This window comes from Paraburkholderia terricola, from assembly GCF_003330825.1.
In the GTDB taxonomy this organism is placed as follows: domain Bacteria; phylum Pseudomonadota; class Gammaproteobacteria; order Burkholderiales; family Burkholderiaceae; genus Paraburkholderia; species Paraburkholderia terricola.
Window position 1 is genome coordinate 766,067 of the sequence record NZ_CP024942.1, and the last position, 18,157, is coordinate 784,223.

23 protein-coding genes are annotated in these 18,157 nt (G+C 62.7%); 12 read left to right on the forward strand and 11 right to left on the reverse strand.

Translation table 11 applies throughout. The features are described 5' to 3' along the window. Positions 1–27: 27 nt before the first annotated feature. A complete protein-coding gene (epsC, locus tag CUJ90_RS21945) occupies positions 28–954 on the reverse strand; it encodes a serine O-acetyltransferase EpsC (protein ID WP_073432139.1) in 927 nt (308 codons plus the stop codon). A gap of 131 nt (positions 955–1,085) precedes the next feature. Then, positions 1,086–1,319, reverse strand: coding sequence for a hypothetical protein (locus CUJ90_RS21950; protein ID WP_073432138.1), 234 nt, complete (start codon positions 1,317–1,319; stop codon positions 1,086–1,088). A gap of 345 nt (positions 1,320–1,664) precedes the next feature. On the opposite strand from CUJ90_RS21950, the gene CUJ90_RS21955 reads away from it, so the two are divergent. Beyond that, positions 1,665–2,114, forward strand: coding sequence for a DUF3005 domain-containing protein (locus CUJ90_RS21955; RefSeq protein ID WP_073432165.1), 450 nt, complete (start codon positions 1,665–1,667; stop codon positions 2,112–2,114). A 216-nt stretch (positions 2,115–2,330) separates the two neighbouring features. Further along, positions 2,331–2,936, forward strand: a complete 606-nt coding sequence (locus CUJ90_RS21960) for a short chain dehydrogenase (RefSeq protein ID WP_073432137.1) — start codon at positions 2,331–2,333, stop codon at positions 2,934–2,936. A gap of 34 nt (positions 2,937–2,970) precedes the next feature. Here CUJ90_RS21960 and CUJ90_RS21965 read toward each other — a convergent pair whose 3' ends face one another. The 6 genes from CUJ90_RS21965 to CUJ90_RS21990 form a co-directional block, all read right to left on the reverse strand. Further along, on the reverse strand, positions 2,971–3,900 hold the full coding sequence (locus CUJ90_RS21965) for an ABC transporter permease (RefSeq protein ID WP_073432136.1): 930 nt from the start codon (positions 3,898–3,900) through the stop codon (positions 2,971–2,973). Beyond that, positions 3,900–4,778 carry an ABC transporter permease gene (locus CUJ90_RS21970; RefSeq protein ID WP_073432135.1) on the reverse strand — a complete coding sequence of 293 codons (879 nt, stop codon included), beginning with the start codon at positions 4,776–4,778 and terminating at the stop codon, positions 3,900–3,902. The genes CUJ90_RS21965 and CUJ90_RS21970 overlap by 1 nt, the downstream gene beginning before the upstream one ends. Continuing rightward, on the reverse strand, positions 4,775–5,854 hold the full coding sequence (locus tag CUJ90_RS21975) for an ABC transporter ATP-binding protein (protein WP_114163934.1): 1,080 nt from the start codon (positions 5,852–5,854) through the stop codon (positions 4,775–4,777). The genes CUJ90_RS21970 and CUJ90_RS21975 overlap by 4 nt, the downstream gene beginning before the upstream one ends. Before the next feature lie 117 nt (positions 5,855–5,971). Beyond that, positions 5,972–7,141, reverse strand: coding sequence for an ABC transporter substrate-binding protein (locus CUJ90_RS21980; RefSeq protein WP_073432133.1), 1,170 nt, complete (start codon positions 7,139–7,141; stop codon positions 5,972–5,974). 276 nt (positions 7,142–7,417) lie between these two features. After that, positions 7,418–8,356, reverse strand: a complete 939-nt coding sequence (locus CUJ90_RS21985) for an SMP-30/gluconolactonase/LRE family protein (protein ID WP_114163935.1) — start codon at positions 8,354–8,356, stop codon at positions 7,418–7,420. A gap of 63 nt (positions 8,357–8,419) precedes the next feature. Continuing rightward, positions 8,420–9,355, reverse strand: coding sequence for a dihydrodipicolinate synthase family protein (locus CUJ90_RS21990; RefSeq protein ID WP_114163936.1), 936 nt, complete (start codon positions 9,353–9,355; stop codon positions 8,420–8,422). 246 nt (positions 9,356–9,601) lie between these two features. Here CUJ90_RS21990 and CUJ90_RS33045 point away from each other — a divergent pair, with 246 nt between their 5' ends. Further along, a complete protein-coding gene (locus CUJ90_RS33045; protein ID WP_152035375.1) occupies positions 9,602–9,844 on the forward strand; it encodes a hypothetical protein in 243 nt (80 codons plus the stop codon). Positions 9,845–9,880: 36 nt separating this feature from the next. Further along, positions 9,881–10,585, forward strand: a complete 705-nt coding sequence (locus tag CUJ90_RS21995; protein WP_114163937.1) for a helix-turn-helix transcriptional regulator — start codon at positions 9,881–9,883, stop codon at positions 10,583–10,585. On the opposite strand, the gene CUJ90_RS22000 is transcribed toward CUJ90_RS21995, so the two are convergent. After that, a complete protein-coding gene (locus CUJ90_RS22000) occupies positions 10,569–10,886 on the reverse strand; it encodes a helix-turn-helix domain-containing protein (RefSeq protein WP_083082817.1) in 318 nt (105 codons plus the stop codon). The genes CUJ90_RS21995 and CUJ90_RS22000 overlap by 17 nt on opposite strands. Positions 10,887–11,039: 153 nt before the next feature. Between CUJ90_RS22000 and CUJ90_RS22005 the strand changes: the two genes are divergently transcribed. After that, complete coding sequence (locus CUJ90_RS22005; RefSeq protein WP_073431532.1) at positions 11,040–11,633, forward strand: acyl-homoserine-lactone synthase; 594 nt, start codon at positions 11,040–11,042, stop codon at positions 11,631–11,633. 162 nt (positions 11,634–11,795) lie between these two features. Here the strand turns inward: CUJ90_RS22005 and CUJ90_RS22010 are convergent, their stop codons facing one another. After that, on the reverse strand, positions 11,796–12,485 hold the full coding sequence (locus CUJ90_RS22010; RefSeq protein ID WP_073431533.1) for a FadR/GntR family transcriptional regulator: 690 nt from the start codon (positions 12,483–12,485) through the stop codon (positions 11,796–11,798). Between the two features lie 288 nt (positions 12,486–12,773). Here CUJ90_RS22010 and CUJ90_RS22015 point away from each other — a divergent pair, with 288 nt between their 5' ends. From CUJ90_RS22015 to CUJ90_RS22025, 3 genes are all read left to right on the forward strand, one after another. Next, on the forward strand, positions 12,774–13,253 hold the full coding sequence (locus tag CUJ90_RS22015) for a universal stress protein (RefSeq protein ID WP_073431534.1): 480 nt from the start codon (positions 12,774–12,776) through the stop codon (positions 13,251–13,253). A 210-nt stretch (positions 13,254–13,463) separates the two neighbouring features. Then, positions 13,464–14,252 carry a helix-turn-helix domain-containing protein gene (locus CUJ90_RS22020; protein WP_422879721.1) on the forward strand — a complete coding sequence of 263 codons (789 nt, stop codon included), beginning with the start codon at positions 13,464–13,466 and terminating at the stop codon, positions 14,250–14,252. Positions 14,253–14,382: 130 nt separating this feature from the next. Continuing rightward, positions 14,383–15,687: an SUMF1/EgtB/PvdO family nonheme iron enzyme gene (locus tag CUJ90_RS22025; protein WP_073431535.1), complete on the forward strand. Its 1,305-nt coding sequence runs from the start codon at positions 14,383–14,385 to the stop codon at positions 15,685–15,687. A 66-nt stretch (positions 15,688–15,753) separates the two neighbouring features. Here CUJ90_RS22025 and CUJ90_RS22030 read toward each other — a convergent pair whose 3' ends face one another. After that, a complete protein-coding gene (locus tag CUJ90_RS22030; RefSeq protein WP_073431536.1) occupies positions 15,754–16,380 on the reverse strand; it encodes a TetR/AcrR family transcriptional regulator in 627 nt (208 codons plus the stop codon). A 135-nt stretch (positions 16,381–16,515) separates the two neighbouring features. On the opposite strand from CUJ90_RS22030, the gene CUJ90_RS22035 reads away from it, so the two are divergent. From CUJ90_RS22035 to CUJ90_RS33625, 4 genes are all read left to right on the forward strand, one after another. After that, positions 16,516–16,827: an H-NS histone family protein gene (locus tag CUJ90_RS22035; RefSeq protein ID WP_073431537.1), complete on the forward strand. Its 312-nt coding sequence runs from the start codon at positions 16,516–16,518 to the stop codon at positions 16,825–16,827. A 69-nt stretch (positions 16,828–16,896) separates the two neighbouring features. Continuing rightward, the gene (locus CUJ90_RS33345; protein WP_235004969.1) at positions 16,897–17,052 is read left to right on the forward strand and encodes an NAD-dependent epimerase/dehydratase family protein; all 156 of its coding nucleotides are present in this window, start codon (positions 16,897–16,899) and stop codon (positions 17,050–17,052) included. A 98-nt stretch (positions 17,053–17,150) separates the two neighbouring features. Then, a complete protein-coding gene (locus CUJ90_RS33350) occupies positions 17,151–17,327 on the forward strand; it encodes a hypothetical protein (RefSeq protein ID WP_227470565.1) in 177 nt (58 codons plus the stop codon). Positions 17,328–17,473: 146 nt separating this feature from the next. Next, a complete protein-coding gene (locus tag CUJ90_RS33625; protein ID WP_277998139.1) occupies positions 17,474–18,094 on the forward strand; it encodes a serine O-acetyltransferase in 621 nt (206 codons plus the stop codon). Positions 18,095–18,157 lie beyond the last annotated feature (63 nt).

The following is an 18,157-nucleotide window of genomic DNA, read 5'->3' on the forward strand; positions in this document are numbered from 1 at the left end:
GAACGCGGCCGCGCGCCGGGCCCTGCATCACTGACGCCCCTCGTCGGTCCGCTCGCCTTCGCGGACCTTGCCTTGCGACACGCTGCTGCCCGGCGGCACGCTGTGCGTGAGCCACACGTTGCCGCCGATCACCGAGCCGCGCCCGATCGTCACGCGGCCAAGTATCGTGGCGCCTGCATAAATCACCACGTCGTCCTCGACGATCGGATGACGCGCGTTGCCCTTGATCAGCGCGCCGTCGAGATCCGCGGCGAAGCTCTTCGCGCCGAGCGTCACCGCCTGGTACACCCGCACGCGCTCGCCGATGATCGCCGTTTCGCCGATCACCACGCCCGTGCCGTGGTCGATGAAAAAGCTCGGCCCGATGGTTGCGCCGGGGTGAATGTCGATGCCGGTTGCCGAATGCGCGATCTCGTTGATGAAACGCGCCAGCAAGGGCACGCCGAGGCGATGCAGCGCGTGCGCGAGGCGGTGGTGCGTCATCGCCCACACGCCGGGGTAGCACAGCAGAATTTCGGTGATGTGCTGCGCGGCCGGGTCGCCGGTGAAGGCCGCCTGAATGTCGCTGACCAGCAGCGCGCGGATGCCCGGCAACTGCGTGGCGAATTCACGCGCGACGTTGAATGCGCGCTCCTTCAGTTCGGCGTCGGGCGTTCCGGCGAACTCCGGCAGGAATCGCAGGGCGCGCCGGATCTGCTCGGCGAGCAGGCGCAAGGTGCTCTCGAGCGTGTGGCCGACGTAGTAGTCGACGGTTTCGTCAGTCAGATCGGGGGCGCCGTAGTGCGTGGGGAACAGCGCCGCGCGCAGGCCGGTGACGATGCTGACCACCGCTTCGCGCGACGGCAGTTCGCGAATGCCGAGCGGATGCCGCGTGCGATGCAATTCCTCACGCGACGCGCGCAGGTCGGCGACGATCTGTTCGAGACCCCAGTCATGGGAAGGCACGTTAGGCATAGAAGGACAGCGCCGTGCGAAGGCACGGTTCGGAGTGATTGTCCCGAGAGATTACCGCGTTTTAGGGCGGCTCGCGCGGCCCCGCATGCGCACTGCCACCCGCCTTGCGAGTGTTCGCCTGCCGGAGGCGCTCAGATCGTCACGCTGCTCGCGTCGATCCAGCGCACGGCCCAATCGCGAGCGTGGGCGATGGCGGCGGCTTCGTCAGGAAAACGCAAGTCTTGAGGAAAGAAACGGTTGGCGACCAGTTCGCCGTCGCTCGACCGGGAGATGACCACATACGGTTGCCACGTGCCATCGACCGCGCGCGCCGGCGCGCAATTCAGCAAATAGCCGCGATGTGTGAATGCAGCATCGAAGTGCATGTGTCACCCGCCCTGACGGCCCCGTAAATGTTTGAGTAGCGCTGCGCTTTCGCCGGTGTTTGCCGCTTGTTCCGTTCATGCACATCCGTGCCGATGATGTGGAACGTACCGGAAAAAATATAGCCAATGCGACCGCGCTTCGCTCGTCGGAGTAAGATCATACTCTGTAGAAAATACGCGTCCATTAAAAAAAACGAAAAGAATCCCGGACGCAATCGCCATGTGAAATGCCCATCACATGGAGTCGCGACGAACGCCGCGATGCGACTTCAGCGTTAAAGCATTGCGCCAACCGGAATGGGTTTTGCTGTGCTTCGACCATGTCCTCTTCAAGGAGAATGCATGATGAACAGCGATATCGACAAACCAGCGGAGACGACCAGGCAACCGCACGTCGGTCCGCGCACGGCGGAACTGCACAACGACCGCACGCACGACAGCACGGTGGACACCGACGGCAAGAACTACGAAGCCGCCCGCCTCGCGGGCTATGGCCCGATCGCGGCCGATGAAATCACCATGAGCAACGCGACGCTCACCAACAGCGTGCCCGAGGCGCACGACGGCATGGCCGGCTTCGACAGCCGCGTCGGCGGCAATCATCTGCTGCTCGCGCTCGAACCGGGCTATACGGTCATCGACAAAGGCATGGTCGAGCCGCAGGGTCCCCATTCGGCCGATCCCCGGTTCGACGAGCCGCGCGAGGCCGGCAGCCGCGACGAACGCGGCCGCATTCATTACGCTCTTAATCATCTGCGCCCCACGCGAGTGATCGAGTTACACCGGGTGAAATGAGTGTTCGCGTTTCAACGGCGCGTTTGAATTCCGGCGCACGCGCCCGTTAATCAGCGAATCGTCAGCGCGCATCGTTGGCGCGCATCGTTTGAATCATGGCGCGCGCCTGGCCCGATTAGAAACCGGGGGTTGCAAGACCTGCGCATGCACGCGGCTTTTTCTTGCGAGCGGCTGCCCGCACAATCGACCCCACGTTAACCCTCAGCGGAGCAGTCAATGAAAAAGATCGTCGTGATCGGCGCCACCGGCACGCTTGGCCAGGCAGTGAGCGCGGAACTCAAGGCGCGCCACGAAGTCATCGAAGCGGGCGCGACGCGCGGCACGCACCGCGTGGACAGCACCGATCCGGCGAGCATCGAGCGGCTCTTTCGCGAGATCGGCAAGGTGGACGGCGTGGTCACCACCACCGGCAAGCTGCATTTCGGTCCCTTACCGGAAATGAGCATCGAACAGTTCTGGATCGGCCTGCGCGACAAGCTGATGGGCCAGATCAACGTGGTGCTGGCCGCCCAGCAATACGTGAACGACGGCGGCTCGTTCACGCTGACGAGCGGCATTGTCGGCGACGAGCCAATTCGCCTGGGTGCGAACGCCACCACCGTCAACCTGGCGCTCGAAGGCTTCGTGCGCGGCGCGGCGATCGAACTGCCGCGCGGCATTCGCATCAACGTGGTCAGCCCGACCGTGCTGACCGAATCGCTCAACGCTTACGCGCCCTACTTTCGCGGCTTCGAACCGGTGACGGCGCAACGCGCGGCGCTGGCCTATCTGCGCAGCGTGGAAGGCGCGCAGACGGGCCGGGTGTATCGCGTGGGCTATTGAATGCGAGTGCGTGCCGCGTGAAGCGTTGAGCGTTTCAGTGCTTCTGCTCCTTCACGCGCGAGACGATTTGCGTCGGGCTCACGAATTGCAGGGCGATCAGCACCCAGATCAACGTGATCGCCATGTAGATCATCGCCATCGCGTCGATCGATTGCGGCGCTCGCACCCCGGTTGAAAACACCGCGTAGTACAACGCGACCACGAGTGTTTGCGTCGCCGGACCCGCCGTGAAGAACGTCAGTTCGAACATGCCGATGGTGCGCACCAATACCAGCAGCGCCGCCGCGAGCATGCCGGGCACCAGCAGCGGCAGCAGCACGTAGCGGAAATAGCGGAACGTGTTGGCCCCGAAAATACGCGCCGCCGCTTCGAGATTGGGATCGATCTGTTCGATGAACGGCGTCATCACCAGAATCACGAACGGCAGCGCCGGCACGAGGTTCGCAAGAATCACACCGGAGAGCGTGCCGGCCAGGCCGATCTTGTACATCACCGTCGCCATCGGAATGCCGTAGGTGACGGGCGGCACCATCAACGGCAGCAGGAAGATCAGCATCGCCGTGCGCTTGCCCGGAAATTGCACGCGAGCCAGCGCGTAGGCCGCGGGCACGCCGAGCAGCACCGAGAGCAGCACCACCGCGCCGACCACTTCGACCGTGACCCACAACACGCTCGCCAACTGAAAATCGCTCCACGCCTGCGCATACCAATGCAAGGTGAAGCCTTGCGGCAACAGGGTGCCGAACCAGCGCGTCGCCACCGAGTTCACCGCGACGGTTGCGATCAGCAACACCACGTTGACGAGGAAGAACAGCATCGCGCCCCACACCAGCACGCGCCACACACGCCCCGGCACGCTGGCGCGCTGCTTCGCGCGTTTGCCGGGCTGGCGGGCGCCGTCGTCGTGTTCCTTCGATGCGGACGTGGACCAGGAAGGGTGCGCCGCTTGGCGATCGGTCGTCATCAGCCCTTGCCTCCCGTTACCGGACCGCTGTAGAAGAAGCGGCGCGCGCCGAGCATCGCGACCACCACCAGCAATTGCACGAAGCCCATCACCATCGCGATCGCGGAGGCGAGCGAATAGTCGTAGCTTTCGAATGCGGCTTCGGCCGCGGCGATCGACATCACGCGCGTCGGGCCGGCGGGCGCGCCGAGCAGCACCGCCGACGGAAACACCGAGAACGCCTGCACGAACGACAGGCACGCGGCCATCGTCAAGCCCGGCACGAGCAGCGGCAAATAGATGCGGCGAAACTGCTGCCACGGACTTGCGCCGAGCGTCGCCGCCGCGCTCGCGAGCGTGGGGTCGATGCCGGTCACGTAAGACAGCGTCAGCAGAAACGCGAATGGGAACCCCGACACGATCAGCGAGATCAGCACGCCCCAGAAGTTATGCGTGAGCCGCACTTCGCTCGTATAGAGATGCAGGCCCTGCAACGCCTGCGGAAACCAGCCGTTCGGACCGAAGTACGTGAGCATGCCGTCGGCGATCAGCACGGTGCCGAGCGTCACCGGAATCACCAGCAAGGTGGTGATGAACTTCTGATAACGGGAGTGGCGGCGCAGCGCGAACGCGACGGGAACCGACACGCCGACGTTGATGAGCGTGGCGGGCACGGCGAGCTTGAGCGTGACGATGATCGTCGGCCACATCGACGTGTCGGTAAAGAACGTCAGATAGTTGGCCCACGGTCCGCTGCCGTTCATCGGCTGGAACGACAGGATCAGCCCATATGCGAACGGGTAAATGAACAATGCGACGATGAAGATCAGCGCCGGCGCGACGAGCCACGCCTTGGCGTCGCGCGGCGCGAGCGGCGGCGACAGCGTGGGCGTGTTCATGCAGCCTCTCCTTCGTAGACGAGCGTGCGCGACGGCGGCACGCGCAGGCTGATTCGCTCGCCCTCCTGGAATTCACCGCCAACGCGCGCCCACAAATCGCCGAACGCGGTTTTCACGCGCAGCAGCGAATCGCGGCCGCCGTATTCGACGGTGGTCACGAGCGCATCGAAAGCGTTTTCCGCGCCGGGCGCCGCGCGCTCCATATCCTCGGGACGCAGCGCGACGCTCACGCGCTTGCTGTCGAAGCCGGCCATCGGCGTACCGATCAGACGCACACCGTTCGCGCTCACCGCGATGCCTTCGCCTTGCGTGCCTTCGAGCATGAAGTCCGCCACGTTGCGATAGCCCATGAAACGCGCGACATGCAGATTCTGCGGGCGCGTATAGACCTCTTTCGGCGTGGCGATCTGCTGCACCACGCCCTCTTTCATCACGACGATGCGATCGGCCATGGAAAGCGCTTCGTCCTGATCGTGCGTCACGTAGAGCGTCGCGCGTTCGAGCTGACTGTGGATGCGGCGAATCTCGGCGCGCATTTCGATGCGCAGTTTGGTGTCGAGATTCGACAGCGGTTCGTCCATCAGAATGAGCGGCGGCTCGATCACGATCGCGCGCGCAATCGCCACGCGCTGCTGCTGGCCGCCGGACAATTGACCGGGCAGCTTGCGTTCATGCCCGACCAGTTGCACGAGTTGCAACGCTTCGCGCGCGCGGCGCATGGTTTCGCTCCTGCCGACGCCGCGCATTTTCAAACCGAAGCCGACGTTATCGAGCACGCTCATATGCGGAAACAACGCGTAGTTCTGAAACACCATGCCGAAGCCGCGCTTTTCCGGCGGCAAGACGTCGATGCGTTTGTCGTCGAGCCAGATGCCGCCGCCGCTCAAGGGCTGCAAGCCGGCGATGCAGTTGAGCGCCGTCGACTTGCCGCAACCGGAGGGCCCCAGCAACGCGATGAATTCGCCACGCCGGATGTCGAGGTCGAGCCCTTGCAGCGCCGCGACGGCCTGGCCTTCCGCGTTCGTGAAACTGCGGCTCACGGCGTCGAGCCGCAACTGCTCAAAGTGATGCTTCATGGCGAATTTCCTGGCGGTTCCCTGGCGATGTCGTGATGCGCGTCAGACGCGCGATACGCGCGCGCTGCGCGGATCGCATCGGCGCAAACACATAGAAGCGCTGACTCCCGGCGCGAACTACTTGGTCTTCTGCGCGCCGACTTCGGTGTCCCACTTCCTGAATGCCGCGACCATCGCGCTCGCATTCAGCGGCAACACGTGCGGGCGTTCCGCCAGCAGCTTCGCGTACTCCGGCCGGCCGTACTTCTTCAGCACGTCCTGGCTGCGCGCGGGCGCCTGTTCGACCGTCACGCCCTTGATCGCCGGGCCCGGATAGAAGTAACCATCGTCATAGGTCATGGCCTGCTGCGCGGGTTCGAGCATGAAGTTCATCAGCTTGTAGAGCACCTCGATCTTTTCCTTCGGCACGCCCTTCGGAATCACCATGAAGTGCGCGTCGTTCACCCACGTCATGTTGTCGAACGCCTGCACCCTGAATTCAGCCGGCACGATGCCGAGCGCGCGAGGATTGATGTCCCAGCCGGTTACCGTGACGGTCATGTCGCGCGTGCCCTCGCCGAGTTCCTTCATGACCGCCGAGGTGCCGCCCGGATAGTAGGGAATGCATTCGTTCAGTTGCTTGAGGAACGCCCACGTCTTGTCCCAGCCGTGAATCGGGTCTTGCGGATCCTTGTCGCCGAGCACGTAGGGCAGCCCCATCAAAAACGTGCGGCCGGGCCCGGAGTTGGCCGGCCGCGCATAGATGAGCTTGTCGGGATGCGCCTTGCACCATTGCAGCAGTTGCTCGGGCGTTTTCGGTGGATCGCTGACTTTCGCGGGGTTGTATTCGAGCAGCGGACCGGCCGGCATGTACGCGACCTCGAGCCCGTAGCCTTGCGCGAGATCCTGCATCTTGCGCGGACCGGGCGCGTATTTGTCGAGCACGCCGGGGAAAGCCGCCGCATTGTCCGGCAGCAGTTTCGTCCAGAGACCCTGTTCGATGCCGGCCGCCAGCGCGTCGGTGCCGGTGAGCACGAGATCGATATCGGAGCGGCCCGCGGCCTGCATCGCCTTGATCTTGCCGGGCAACTGCGGCGCGGGCGCGTTCGTGAACGTGATGTTGGCGACGAGGTTCGGGTACTTCGCCTTGAAGGCCTCGAAACCCTTTTGCGTGAGTTGAAGATCGCCCGCCACGTCGACGATATTGAGCGTGACCGGATCGGCCGCGTGCGCGGCGGAGGCGAAAGCGGCGCTCGCCGCGAGACATACGGACACCAGCTTGAGCGACAACCTGCGTGAAACAGTCATTGCGTCTCCTCGCTTCTTGGTATGGAAGTCCGCCGGTCAGATGCGCTGCGGGCGGTGATCTACCAGAGGAACATAGCGAAGCGGGACTGCCGATGTCAAGCAAATACTCACGGCGGCGATTTGCTCACGAAATCGCGGGATTTTGGCTGGAATCCTTTTAGCTCAATGGTTTGCGCGCGTCATCCGAGGGCAAACCCGAAGCCCGCGGCCGGCGTTGACGAGCACTTGTCAGGCAAGTCGTCGATGCGCGCCGATGCGCGCGGACGCGCGCCGAACTCAGCCGCCTTGCACGCCCTGCGTGTTGACGTAGAGCGAATAGAGCCCGTGGCTTGCCGCCATGAAGAGCCGGTTGCGATGGCGGCCGCCGAAGCACACATTCGCGCAGCGTTCCGGCAACGCAATGTGGCCGATGGGCTCGCCTTGCGGCGTGAAAACGCGCACGCCGTCGAGTTCGTCGGTGCCCATGCCCCAGCCGCACCACAGATTGCCGTGCACGTCGACGCGAAAGCCGTCGGGCGTGCCGGGGCCGGCGTCGATCAGCACGCGATTGTTCGACAGCGCCAGGCCGTTGCCGTCGACGTCGAACGCGCGGATCTTGCGCGGCTCGCCGCGCGACTCGACGACGTACAGCACGGACTCGTCCGGCGAAAACGCGAGGCCGTTGGGTCCGAGCACGCCGTCGGCGACCACGCTGACTTCGCCGGATTGGCCGTCGATGCGATACACGCATGCCGGCAGTTCCGAGTCCTGCCGCTCGCCCTCGTAAAAGCTGTCGATGCCGAAGGTCGGATCGGTGAACCAGATCGAGCCGTCCGACTTCACGATGACGTCGTTCGGCGAATTGAAGCGCTTGCCGCGATAACGGTCGGCGAGCACGGTGATCGAGCCGTCGTATTCGGTGCGCGTGACGCGGCGCGTCAGATGCTCGCAACTGACGAGTCGGCCCTGGCGATCGCGCGTATGGCCGTTCGCATTGTTCGACGACTGGCGATAGGTCGTGACCGTGCCGCTGGGTTCGTCCCAGCGCAGGATGCGGTCGTTCGGAATGTCGCTCCACAGCAGATAGCGGCCGTCGCCGAACCAGACCGGCCCCTCGGACCAGCGCGTGCCTTGATACAGACACTCGACGGAAGCGGAGGCAAGGATCAGCGACTTGAAGCGCGGATCGAGCACGCGGACGGAGGGATCGGGATAGCGTCGGCTGTTGTCGGTCATGCTGGTGCTTTCTCGTTTCGGGTTGATGGTGTGGTAGGCATGGGCGGGCGTGGCGAGGCGCCGTTATGCATCGGCTTGTGCGAACCGCCGTTCCAACGCAAGCAGTTCCCGCGCGGCGTGCTCGATCTTCGCATGATGTTCGGGCGGCGTCGAACTGAGCAGCGGCAAAATCGGCCCCATGTCGGCGATCTTCGAGAACGTGACCGCGTCGTGCAGCACGCGGATCAGCGAGATATCGTCGCGCAAGGTTTCGAGCGGCAGGAAGGCATCGTGGAGACGCTGCGCCGTGTCCCGATCGCCGGACTTGACGGCGTGCAGCAACGCCATGACCATGCGCGGCGCGATGCATCCCGAACCCGTGGTCCATGCGGCGAGACCGAACTCGCGCACGTGCACGAGCGCCGGCCGCTCGCCCATGCCGGACACCACTTTGGCGGCCGGCACCTGTTGCAGCAGGCGGCGCAGATAAGGATCGTTCGCGGGATCGGCGCGCACGATCGCGTATTTCACGGCCAGCAGCGTGCCACGGTCGACCATGCGCGCCAGCGTGTCGACCTCGACGTAGTCTTCGTTCTTGATGTACAGCGTGAGGGGAATGCCTGCCGTGTCGACGATGCGCGTCAGCCCCGCCTCGACGCCCCCGGAGGTCGTGAAACCGCCGAGCGGCAGCACCATCGCCGTCCGATAACGGCTTTGCGCAAGGATGCGCGCCTGGTCCAGCATTTTTCCGTAGTCGGGACCGATTGCCGGGATCACGCGCGTGCCCGGGCTCGCGGCGTCGGCGAGCAGATCGAGCAAGTCGCGGTATTCGCTGACGGCGACGTGATAAAGATTCGCGTTGCCGCCATACAGCAAGGTGCGCACGCCGCCGGCTTCGATGTGGCGAATCAGCGCCAGGTTTGCGGCGGGATCGAGCGCGTAGTCGGCGCGGCGCGCCAGCGGCGGCACGGCCATGACCGAAGCGGCGAATTCACTGTCGAGTATGGGAGATTCGTTCATGGCGCCTCAAACCCGGTGAACAGGTAGGGGCATTGAAGTTAGCATTGGGCCCGCAAATTTGTCAAACAACTTGCAGGAATCTGAGAATGGTCAGCGACAAAGCCGGAAACGCGTCGTTATATGACAATGAGCGGCCAAAGACACGGAGCCCCGCAAACGGGCAACGAAATCCGACATGTCGAGTGGGAAGGTATCGCCCGATTATGAAGAGGGTTATTAGCCTGAATTAGCTAATAATGCAGGCCGATGAAAAAACAGACCGGTTGCCGCGAAGAGTTTCACCACTTTTATCGGCTTGGAATCGTCGTGGCGTTCAGGGAATTTCGCATGGGCTGCGTTTCATTCGCTCCCTGGCCGCCCCTCGCAACGCCTTTATGCACATTAGATGTCGGCTTTGCGAAGTTATTTTTAGTGTTAGATTGTGAATACACAACAGCCGGACGGAATACCGTACCGCAATTAAACCGCAACGGGACGTTGCGAGCCTGAGAGAGTTGAAAATTGCCGTTACACTTTATCGAGCAGATGGCGCCGCTGCAGAACGCCGTCGACGAAGCGGAATGGTTCAGCGCGATTGTCGACCTTGCCGAAACATGGGGTTTCGACAGGCTTTTGATCGCGATGCTGCCGCGCCCGACCATGCGCCTGGAAGACGCTTACGTGCGCAGCACCTATGCGCCGGCATGGCGCCGCGCCTATGACGATCAGGGACTGGCTCACATCGACCCAACCGTCAGCCATTGCGCGACACGCGCCACGCCATTGATCTGGTCGCCGGACATTTTTACTACCGCCGAGCAGCAGTCAATGTACGAGGAAGCTCGCGGGCATGGCCTGCGTGCCGGGGTGACCTTGCCGATTCACGGACCCAACCAGCAAGCCGGCATGATGTGCTTCGTCAACGACAGCAACCCGACCGACGCCTTCTGGCGTCATATCGACGTTGCGTTGCCGAACCTGGTGTTATTGCGCGACCTGGTGATCGACACCGCCCAGCGCCATTTGAATACCCACACTCAGACCTTATTGCCCAAACTCACGCCGCGTGAACGTGAATGTCTGAAATGGACCGCGCGCGGTAAATCCACATGGGAAATCTCCCACATCCTGAACTGTTCGGAAGCCGTGGTGAACTTCCATATGAAAAACATCAGGACGAAATTCGGTGTGAATTCGCGCCGCGCGGCGGCCGTGATTGCGGCGCAGCTCGGGCTTATTGACCCGGGTTGAACAATGCGGCCGCGTCGCGGCTATACAGCACCCGTTCGGCCCGGCCGAGATCCGCGTCGGACACGGTTTTCGTGAAGTACAGACCCAGCAGGATCGAGACCGGCGCCGGAATCTCAGCGCCCGATTCGAACCGGCTGCCGCGCGACTGCGTTACGCCGAAGCGCGCCCAGAAACGGCGCTGGCTCTCTTTTTTCTTTTTGCGGTAAGCAATGATCAAAACGCGGTCCACGGCCGAGGGAGCCTGCGCGGGGCGCGTTTGAATATCGGTTTGCGGTTTCCAGTGATTTTCGAGGAGTTCCATTGTCGTGTCCCGTCGGTTATGTGCAGATGCTGTCTCGAATTCTGCGTTATCCGATAAGCATGCACACCTATCCAGGTAGGTAGGTAGCGCAAAGATTCAGAATGCATAAGTTTTCCTGCGTATTGGGTACCCCAACACGTTCAGGAGAACGTCATGCAAACAGCAATCCGGATTGGAATGCGGCAGGAATTCGACAACGCCGATATCAACGAAATGTACCGTCTACGAGCCCGCGTTTTTCACGGGCGTCTGGGATGGGACATCCCCACTATCGCGGGCATGGAAATAGACGGCTACGACGCACTCGGGCCGCATTACATGCTGATTCAAGGCGAGGACCGGCAGGTGCGCGGCTGTTGGCGCCTGATGCCCACCGAAGGCCCCAACATGCTCAAGGACACGTTCCCGCAATTGCTGCACGGCGCGGAGGCGCCGGTCGGCAGGCACATCTGGGAACTGAGCCGCTTCGCGATCGAAACCAGCGGCGAGGAGCAGTCGTTCGGCTTTGCCGATGTGACCATGCAGGCGATTCACGAGCTCGTCACGTTCGCGGACCGCATGGGCATCACGCGCTACGTCACGGTGACGACGACGCCGATCGAACGGCTGCTGCGCAAGACCGGCATCGAGATCAGCCGGCTCGGCGCGCCGTTGCAGATCGGTGTGGAGCGGGCCGTCGCGCTGGACATCGCGGTGAGTCCGAAAACCCGTACCGCGCTGTTCGGGCCGATCGCCGCCGCGGCTTAGTGGCTGCTTGGTAGTGCCCGCTTAGTCGTGCCCGCTTGGTGGCAACCAAGCGGGCAAATCGCACGCCCCGGGCCGGGAGCTGGACGGCCCGGTGGTGCGGCGACGCAGTGCCGCTCCATGCTCCGCCCGCAACACTGCGGTGAAGCACGCGAACGTCCCAGCCTAGGAGCCGAACATCCGCTCCAGCGCATTCTCGAGATGCGCCCGCATCGCCCTTCCGGCCGCGGGCGCGTCCTTACGGCGAATCGCGTCGAGCACCGCCATATGCTCGGCCTGCACGAGCCGTTGGCGCTCCACCGTTTTCACGAGCGACAGATTGCGCGACAGGTTCATGCTGAACACGATTTGCTCTTCGATAAACGACATGACCGTGATGAAAAACGGATTCTTCGATGCGCGCGCCACCGCCAGGTGGAACATGAAGTCGTCCTTTGCGCCGATACCCCGTGTTTCGATGATGCGCTCCAGTTGCTCCCACGCGTGCTGGATCGCGGCGATGTCGTCGGCGTCGGCCTTGAGCGCCGCCTGCTCCGCCGCGCCCGCTTCCGTCACGATACGAAACTCATAGCAGCGGCGGATGTCGGACAGCGTTTCGAGCGGCGCGAAACGGCGCACATCCGGATCGGGCCGCCGCGCGACCGTGGTGCCCGAACCATGCCGCGTCATGATGATGCCGTCCGCCCGCAAGCGCGCCAGGGCTTCGCGCACGGTCGGCCGCGAAGTCGCAAAGCGTTCGGCCAACGCATGCTCGGTGGGCAGCCGTTCGCCTTCCTTGTATTCGCCTTCGAGAATGCGATTGAGGATGTCGCCGTAGATTTTGTCGGGCAAGCCCGTCGTTTTGCGCTCGTTCATCAGCGGGGCTGAAGCAGCTTGTCTGAGTAGGTTTTGATTGTAAGGCAAATCATGTTTCACCCTAGCCGGCGATATGCGTCATGGATTGCGATGAAGGCCGCCAGTGCTTGCTGCACGGCGCTCTCGCGTCAGGCGGCGGTGTCGTCGAATTTGACAAGTGTTTGATTTACATCCTGCCGCATGGCCGTTTTTCAGCGATCATTAAAACTCGAAGCGGTCATGCACCGTCAAGCCGCCCGGTCCGCCAAGCGGCTGTGGCAATCCGAATCCTTCTGACACGGAGTCGATATGTACCAACGCATCCTTGTAGCGGTCGATGGCAGCCAAACCTCGCGCCGTGCGTTCGAAGCAGCGCTCGCGCTCGCCAAATCCTCGGGTGCGGTTTTGCAGCCGTTGTATGTGGTCGAGAACACGCCGTTGTACTTCGAAGCGCCGGGCTACGACCCTTCGGTTCTGCGCAATCGTCTCATCGACGAAGGCAAGGAACTCGGCGCGGAGTTCGCCAGGTTCATGGCCGCGCAAGGCGTGAAGGGCGAACTCGTGGTAACCGAAGCGTCGTCGCTCGACGACGTTTCCGCGGTCGTGCTGAAGGCGGCCGCCGATTTCAACGCCGATCTGCTGGTGATGGGCACGCACGGCAGGCGCGGTTTCCAGCGTCTGATTCTCGGCAGCGTGGCCGAGCGTTGCGTACGGCAAGCGAGCTTGCCCGTGCTGCTGATTCCATCCGCCGCGGCCAAGGAAAGCAAGGAAGCCGGCTCGGCGTCGTGACGCGCTTCGCGGCGCATCACGAGTGCGGCGGCGCTGCGTCGACGGCTAGAGCCGCGAGCTCCGCCTTCTCACGACGCGCGGCAATTCGCGACGCCAAACAGTCTGACGTCGCGCAAGCGACCCGACCGTGCGAACGCGTCGTTTTGCCGCTAAGCGGCGCGCATGGCCGGTGGGACAATCCGTTGTCATCCCGATCAATGGCTGCCGAACATGCTGACTCCCACCGTTGCTGCTCGCTCCATCGGCAGTGCCGAACCCGCCGCGCAATCGCCGCTGCGCGGCCGCCACATCGCGCCGCCGAGGGCGACCGCGCGCACCGCCGCGCGCTGTTCGAGCTGTGCGATGCGGCAGCTCTGCATGCCCCAAGGTTTGTCGTCCGCCGAACTGTCGAAGCTCGAAACGCTGATCTGCGCCGCGCGCTCCGTGCGGCGCGGCGAAGCGCTGTATCGCAGCGGCGACCGCTTCGACAACATTTACGCCGTGCGCTCCGGCTCGATGAAAACCGTCATGGCGCATCGTGACGGCCGCGATCAGGTGACCGGCCTGCGCATCGCGGGCGAGGCGCTCGGTCTCGACGGCATCAGCGACGACGTGCATGCATGCAGCGCGCTCGCGCTCGAAGACAGCACCGTTTGCATCGTCCCGTACGACGCGCTCAAATCGTTGTGCCGCGAAAGCGGCCCGATGCAGGAGCGTTTGCATAAGCTGCTCGGCGAGCAGATCGTGCGCGAGGCCGCGCAGATGATCGTGCTCGGTTCGCTGTCGGCGGACGAACGTGTCGCCGCATTCCTGCTCGACGTTTCCGAGCGCAATGCGCAGCGGGGCTATTCATCGGCGGAATTCAACTTGCGCATGACGCGCGAGGACATGGGCAGCTATCTCGGCATGACGCTCGAAACCGTGAGCCGCACCCTGTCAAGATTTCAAAAGCGTGGCCTGATCGACACGCACGGCAAGCGCATCCGCATCGTCGATCTCGAAGGATTGCGGCAGGTCTGAGCCGCGAGCCGGGGACTGGCTCGCGCCGCCGGACCCCCGTCCACATGCTTTTTCAGCGCGCTTTCGCCTTGGCATGGCTGCTGCGACCGGGTACAGTCTTAGTCCGTCCCCCGCAAGGAGACCCGGCGAAATGAATCGCGACCCCGCCCCGCACCACCCGCTCGTCCAGCGTCTCATCGACGCGCGTCAAGTCACCGACGCATTGTTTTCCATCGTCAAACCCGAGTTTCTGTACGAACGGCCGATCCGGGAGCGCCACCGGATCGTGTTTTACATCGGCCATCTGGAAGCGTTCGATCGCAATCTGTTCGATCAGCGTTTGTGCGATCTGCCGGCGTTCGACCCGCGGCTCGATCAGCTCTTCGCTTTCGGCATCGACCCCGTCGACGGCGGTTTTCCGACCGATCAGCCAGGCGACTGGCCGTCGCTCGACACGGTGCGCGCATATGGTTCGCGCGCGCGCGAACAGATCGACCGCGAGCTCGATGCGCTGACCGACTCGGCGCGTGTCGGCCGCGGCGGCACGCAAGCCGACGCGTCGGAGCAGTTGCTGAATGTCGCGATCGAGCATCGGCTGATGCATGCCGAAACGCTCGCGTACATGCTGCATCAGCTACCGCTCGAACAGAAGGTCACGGACTTGCGCGAGCCGGTACGCACACGTGGCGAACGCGGCGGCGAATTGTCTTCGATGGTCGGCGTGCCGGCCGGCGCCGCGCTGCTCGGCATGCCGCGCGACGGCGGCCGCTTCGGCTGGGACAACGAGTTCGGCGAAATGCGCGTCGACGTGCCCGCCTTCGAGATCGATCGCTACATGGTGACGAACGGCGCGTTTCGCGAGTTCATCGAGGCAGGCGGCTATCGCGAGCGCAAATGGTGGTCGGATAACGATTGGGCGTGGAGGCAAGCCGAGCAGATCGAGCACCCCGCCTGCTGGTCGCGGCCCGACGGAGATCAAGGCGCATGGATGCTGCGCACGATGTTCGACGAAGTGCCGCTGCCGCTCGACTGGCCCGTCTACGTGAGCCACGCCGAAGCGAGCGCCTACGCACGCTGGACCGGCAAGGCGCTGCCCACGGAGGCGCAATGGCAACGCGCGGCGCAGGGTGCGCCGCATGCCGCGTCGGGCAATTTCGATTTTCGCAGTTGGGACCCGCAGCCGGTCGACGCGTATCCGGATAACGTCAGCGCGTTCGGTGTCGAAGGTCAATTCGGGAATGGCTGGGAATGGACGTCGACGCTGTTCGACGCACTGCCGGGGTTTGAAGCGTTTCCGTTTTATCCCGGCTATTCGGCCAACTTTTTCGACGGGCAGCACTACGTGATCAAGGGCGGGTCGTCGCGCACCGCGCGGTGCATGTTGCGACCGGCGTTCCGCAACTGGTTTCAGCCGCATTATCAGCATGTGTATGCGGGGTTCCGGTGCGTGAGGTGATGACTCATCAAGCGGAAGTTGGAAACAAACTCCGGCTTCCGCTTTAACGAAGGTCATTCTTGCAGATCAGCGCACCCGCGGCGCCGCGGCCAACAGGCTGCGCAGGAACACCATGATCATGTGTCCAATGGGCGCCTCGGCCAGCATCGACCGCTGCAGCGCGAGGCCTTGTGAGAGACCCATGAAGGCCGCCGCCAATACGGTCGGCGATTCGGGCGGCACTTTTTCCAGCCTGGCGAAAATCTGCCCGATGCAATAGGCAAGGCCATCACGATGAGCGTCCAGCAGCGCCTGTGAGGCCGTTGCAAAAACGGGGTTGCGGCGTCCCTGAAGCTTGAATTCAACGCCCAACACAGACCATTCGGGCTCTGCATCGAGCGTCTGCGCCCAGACCTCCAACGCGTTCAATATGTCGTCCGCAGACGCAGACGGGTCGCTCAACGTTCGGCCAATGTCGCTCACTTGCGTCCTCGACCGCTCTCGCATCAGTTCCACGAACAGATCTTCCTTGCTCGCGAAGTTCGAATAGAAAGCGCCCTGCGTATAACCTGCCTCGGCCGCGATATCCCTGAGAGACGTACCACCGAAACCTTTCTCGACAAACAGCCGCTTCGCCGCAGCAAGCAAATCTGCCCGAGTCTGCAATCGACTTTCTTCGCGGCTCAGCCGCTGGGGTTTGGTCGCCGTGTACATGGCCGGAAGGATATCAGTTGATATTTAAAATTCAACTCGATAGTATTACGATTGCATTTCACATCTCACTTGAAATCTCACAATGTGGTTATCGGACTCTGGCGACAACTTGGTCATGTATTACGGAAAGAGAACATGAGCAGCAGGGTAAAGATGCTGAAGCAGCAGCTCGCGCAACTCGATGAGCGGATATCGGTCGCCTGGCAGCAGGAGCAGAACGCGGCTATCGAACACGTCCGCCAGGTCATGAACTTCTTCAACCTCGTGCCTAACCAGTTACGCGTCGACCGGCGAGGCACCTACAACACCAAACCGCTTCAGATGAAATACCAGGACCCCGTGACCGGTGCCACCTGGAGCGGCCGCGGACGCGCGCCGTCCTGGATCCGGAACCGGAGCTACAACGATTTTCTGGTCAAGCCGTCCGACGACGCCGAATCGGACTAGCCGTGGCCGGTCCTAGCGAGCCCAGCGCAAGACGAGTGCGCCGAGGCGCCGGGCGATCTCGACGAGGCTCTGCCGGTATCGACCACTCATTGCTCGAACAACTACGGCCCCTACCAGCATGAAGAGAAATTCATCCCGACCGTCGTCAGGCGCTGCCTCGAGGGAGCCGATATTCCGGTGTGCGGCAATGGCTCCAACATCCGCGACGGTGGGAGAAACCTATAACGTCGGGGGTGCAACGAATGGAGAAACGTCGATATCGTGGCGCTCATCTGCACGCTGATGGACCGGCTCGACCCGACGGAGCGCCGCATGCGCGTCTCGTGAAATTCGTCGCCGACCGTCCTGGTCATGATTGGCGTTACGCGATCGATGCGAGCAAGACGATGCGCGAACTGCAATGGCGTCCGATCGAGAGCTGTGAAAAAGGGATAGCAAGAACGCTGGAATGGCACCTGAATGGGTCGTCGGCGCTACGGAATGCCGGGCAACGTGGTTGAGTTCCTTGCTGTACCGATGGTGCGATTCGCCGCAAATGGATTCGCCGCATGCTCGTTACGCTAGGGGGCAGGGGCCTGCTTTTACTTCCCACGGATGGTTTTGTACCTCACATATCCTGGCGTCGAATGGGTATAAGGTACCGGAGGTGAAGACTTTTCAACGGTTGCCAAAAACGATGAAAACAACTATTGAACTGATAAAAAGCGACCTCTTTCGCGTGGCGGGGCGAATCGACTTGAAATGCTTCATGAGGAAGTTCATTGGCAACGAGGGCTTCAACTACATGTTCTGGTTTCGCCTGGCGAGCGCTCACCGGAACGGCGTAATCGGTTTCATGCTTCGGGCAAAGTTGCGTGCGACTCAACGAAAATTTGGAATCGTCATTCCCGTTGGAACCACGATTGGTCCGGGCTTCTTCATTTCGCATTTTGGCGGCATCGTGGTCAATGAAACCGCCGTGTTCGGTTCGAATTGCAATATTTCCCAATGCACCACGATTGGCAGCAATCACGGCAAGGCCGCCACGATTGGGAACAACGTATATATCGGCCCTAACGTCTGCATCGTCGAAGCAGTGACTATCGGCGACAACGTCACGATCGGAGCGGGCAGCGTAGTGACGAGAGACGTGGTCGCAGGCGTAACCGTCGCCGGTAGCCCGGCGCGCGTCATGACCAACGACGCGGCGCTGAACCGGGAAGGGCGATACATCACGCGGCGTTGGGTGACGTCGCATCCCGAGCCTCGTCAACGATCAGAGGTTTAGCCGCCGCCCTTCATTCACACATTCGCCCCTTTGACGCTTAAGGCACCCCGACACACGATGCGA

What these genes read in the sequence shown, in the direction of transcription:
- CUJ90_RS22000 (WP_083082817.1), bottom strand. Translation starts at nt 10,886, where the DNA reads ATGGAACTCCTCGAAAATCACTGGAAACCGCAAACCGATATTCAAACG.
- CUJ90_RS21960 (WP_073432137.1), top strand. Translation starts at nt 2,331, where the DNA reads ATGAAAAAGATCGTCGTGATCGGCGCCACCGGCACGCTTGGCCAGGCA.
- CUJ90_RS21980 (WP_073432133.1), bottom strand. Translation starts at nt 7,141, where the DNA reads ATGACTGTTTCACGCAGGTTGTCGCTCAAGCTGGTGTCCGTATGTCTC.
- CUJ90_RS22010 (WP_073431533.1), bottom strand. Translation starts at nt 12,485, where the DNA reads ATGAACGAGCGCAAAACGACGGGCTTGCCCGACAAAATCTACGGCGAC.
- CUJ90_RS21975 (WP_114163934.1), bottom strand. Translation starts at nt 5,854, where the DNA reads ATGAAGCATCACTTTGAGCAGTTGCGGCTCGACGCCGTGAGCCGCAGT.
- CUJ90_RS21990 (WP_114163936.1), bottom strand. Translation starts at nt 9,355, where the DNA reads ATGAACGAATCTCCCATACTCGACAGTGAATTCGCCGCTTCGGTCATG.
- CUJ90_RS21985 (WP_114163935.1), bottom strand. Translation starts at nt 8,356, where the DNA reads ATGACCGACAACAGCCGACGCTATCCCGATCCCTCCGTCCGCGTGCTC.
- epsC (WP_073432139.1), bottom strand. Translation starts at nt 954, where the DNA reads ATGCCTAACGTGCCTTCCCATGACTGGGGTCTCGAACAGATCGTCGCC.
- CUJ90_RS21965 (WP_073432136.1), bottom strand. Translation starts at nt 3,900, where the DNA reads ATGACGACCGATCGCCAAGCGGCGCACCCTTCCTGGTCCACGTCCGCA.
- CUJ90_RS22015 (WP_073431534.1), top strand. Translation starts at nt 12,774, where the DNA reads ATGTACCAACGCATCCTTGTAGCGGTCGATGGCAGCCAAACCTCGCGC.
- CUJ90_RS22030 (WP_073431536.1), bottom strand. Translation starts at nt 16,380, where the DNA reads ATGTACACGGCGACCAAACCCCAGCGGCTGAGCCGCGAAGAAAGTCGA.
- CUJ90_RS33045 (WP_152035375.1), top strand. Translation starts at nt 9,602, where the DNA reads ATGAAAAAACAGACCGGTTGCCGCGAAGAGTTTCACCACTTTTATCGG.
- CUJ90_RS21970 (WP_073432135.1), bottom strand. Translation starts at nt 4,778, where the DNA reads ATGAACACGCCCACGCTGTCGCCGCCGCTCGCGCCGCGCGACGCCAAG.
- CUJ90_RS21955 (WP_073432165.1), top strand. Translation starts at nt 1,665, where the DNA reads ATGAACAGCGATATCGACAAACCAGCGGAGACGACCAGGCAACCGCAC.
- CUJ90_RS22025 (WP_073431535.1), top strand. Translation starts at nt 14,383, where the DNA reads ATGAATCGCGACCCCGCCCCGCACCACCCGCTCGTCCAGCGTCTCATC.
- CUJ90_RS22020 (WP_422879721.1), top strand. Translation starts at nt 13,464, where the DNA reads ATGCTGACTCCCACCGTTGCTGCTCGCTCCATCGGCAGTGCCGAACCC.
- CUJ90_RS22035 (WP_073431537.1), top strand. Translation starts at nt 16,516, where the DNA reads ATGAGCAGCAGGGTAAAGATGCTGAAGCAGCAGCTCGCGCAACTCGAT.
- CUJ90_RS21950 (WP_073432138.1), bottom strand. Translation starts at nt 1,319, where the DNA reads ATGCACTTCGATGCTGCATTCACACATCGCGGCTATTTGCTGAATTGC.
- CUJ90_RS22005 (WP_073431532.1), top strand. Translation starts at nt 11,040, where the DNA reads ATGCAAACAGCAATCCGGATTGGAATGCGGCAGGAATTCGACAACGCC.
- CUJ90_RS21995 (WP_114163937.1), top strand. Translation starts at nt 9,881, where the DNA reads ATGGCGCCGCTGCAGAACGCCGTCGACGAAGCGGAATGGTTCAGCGCG.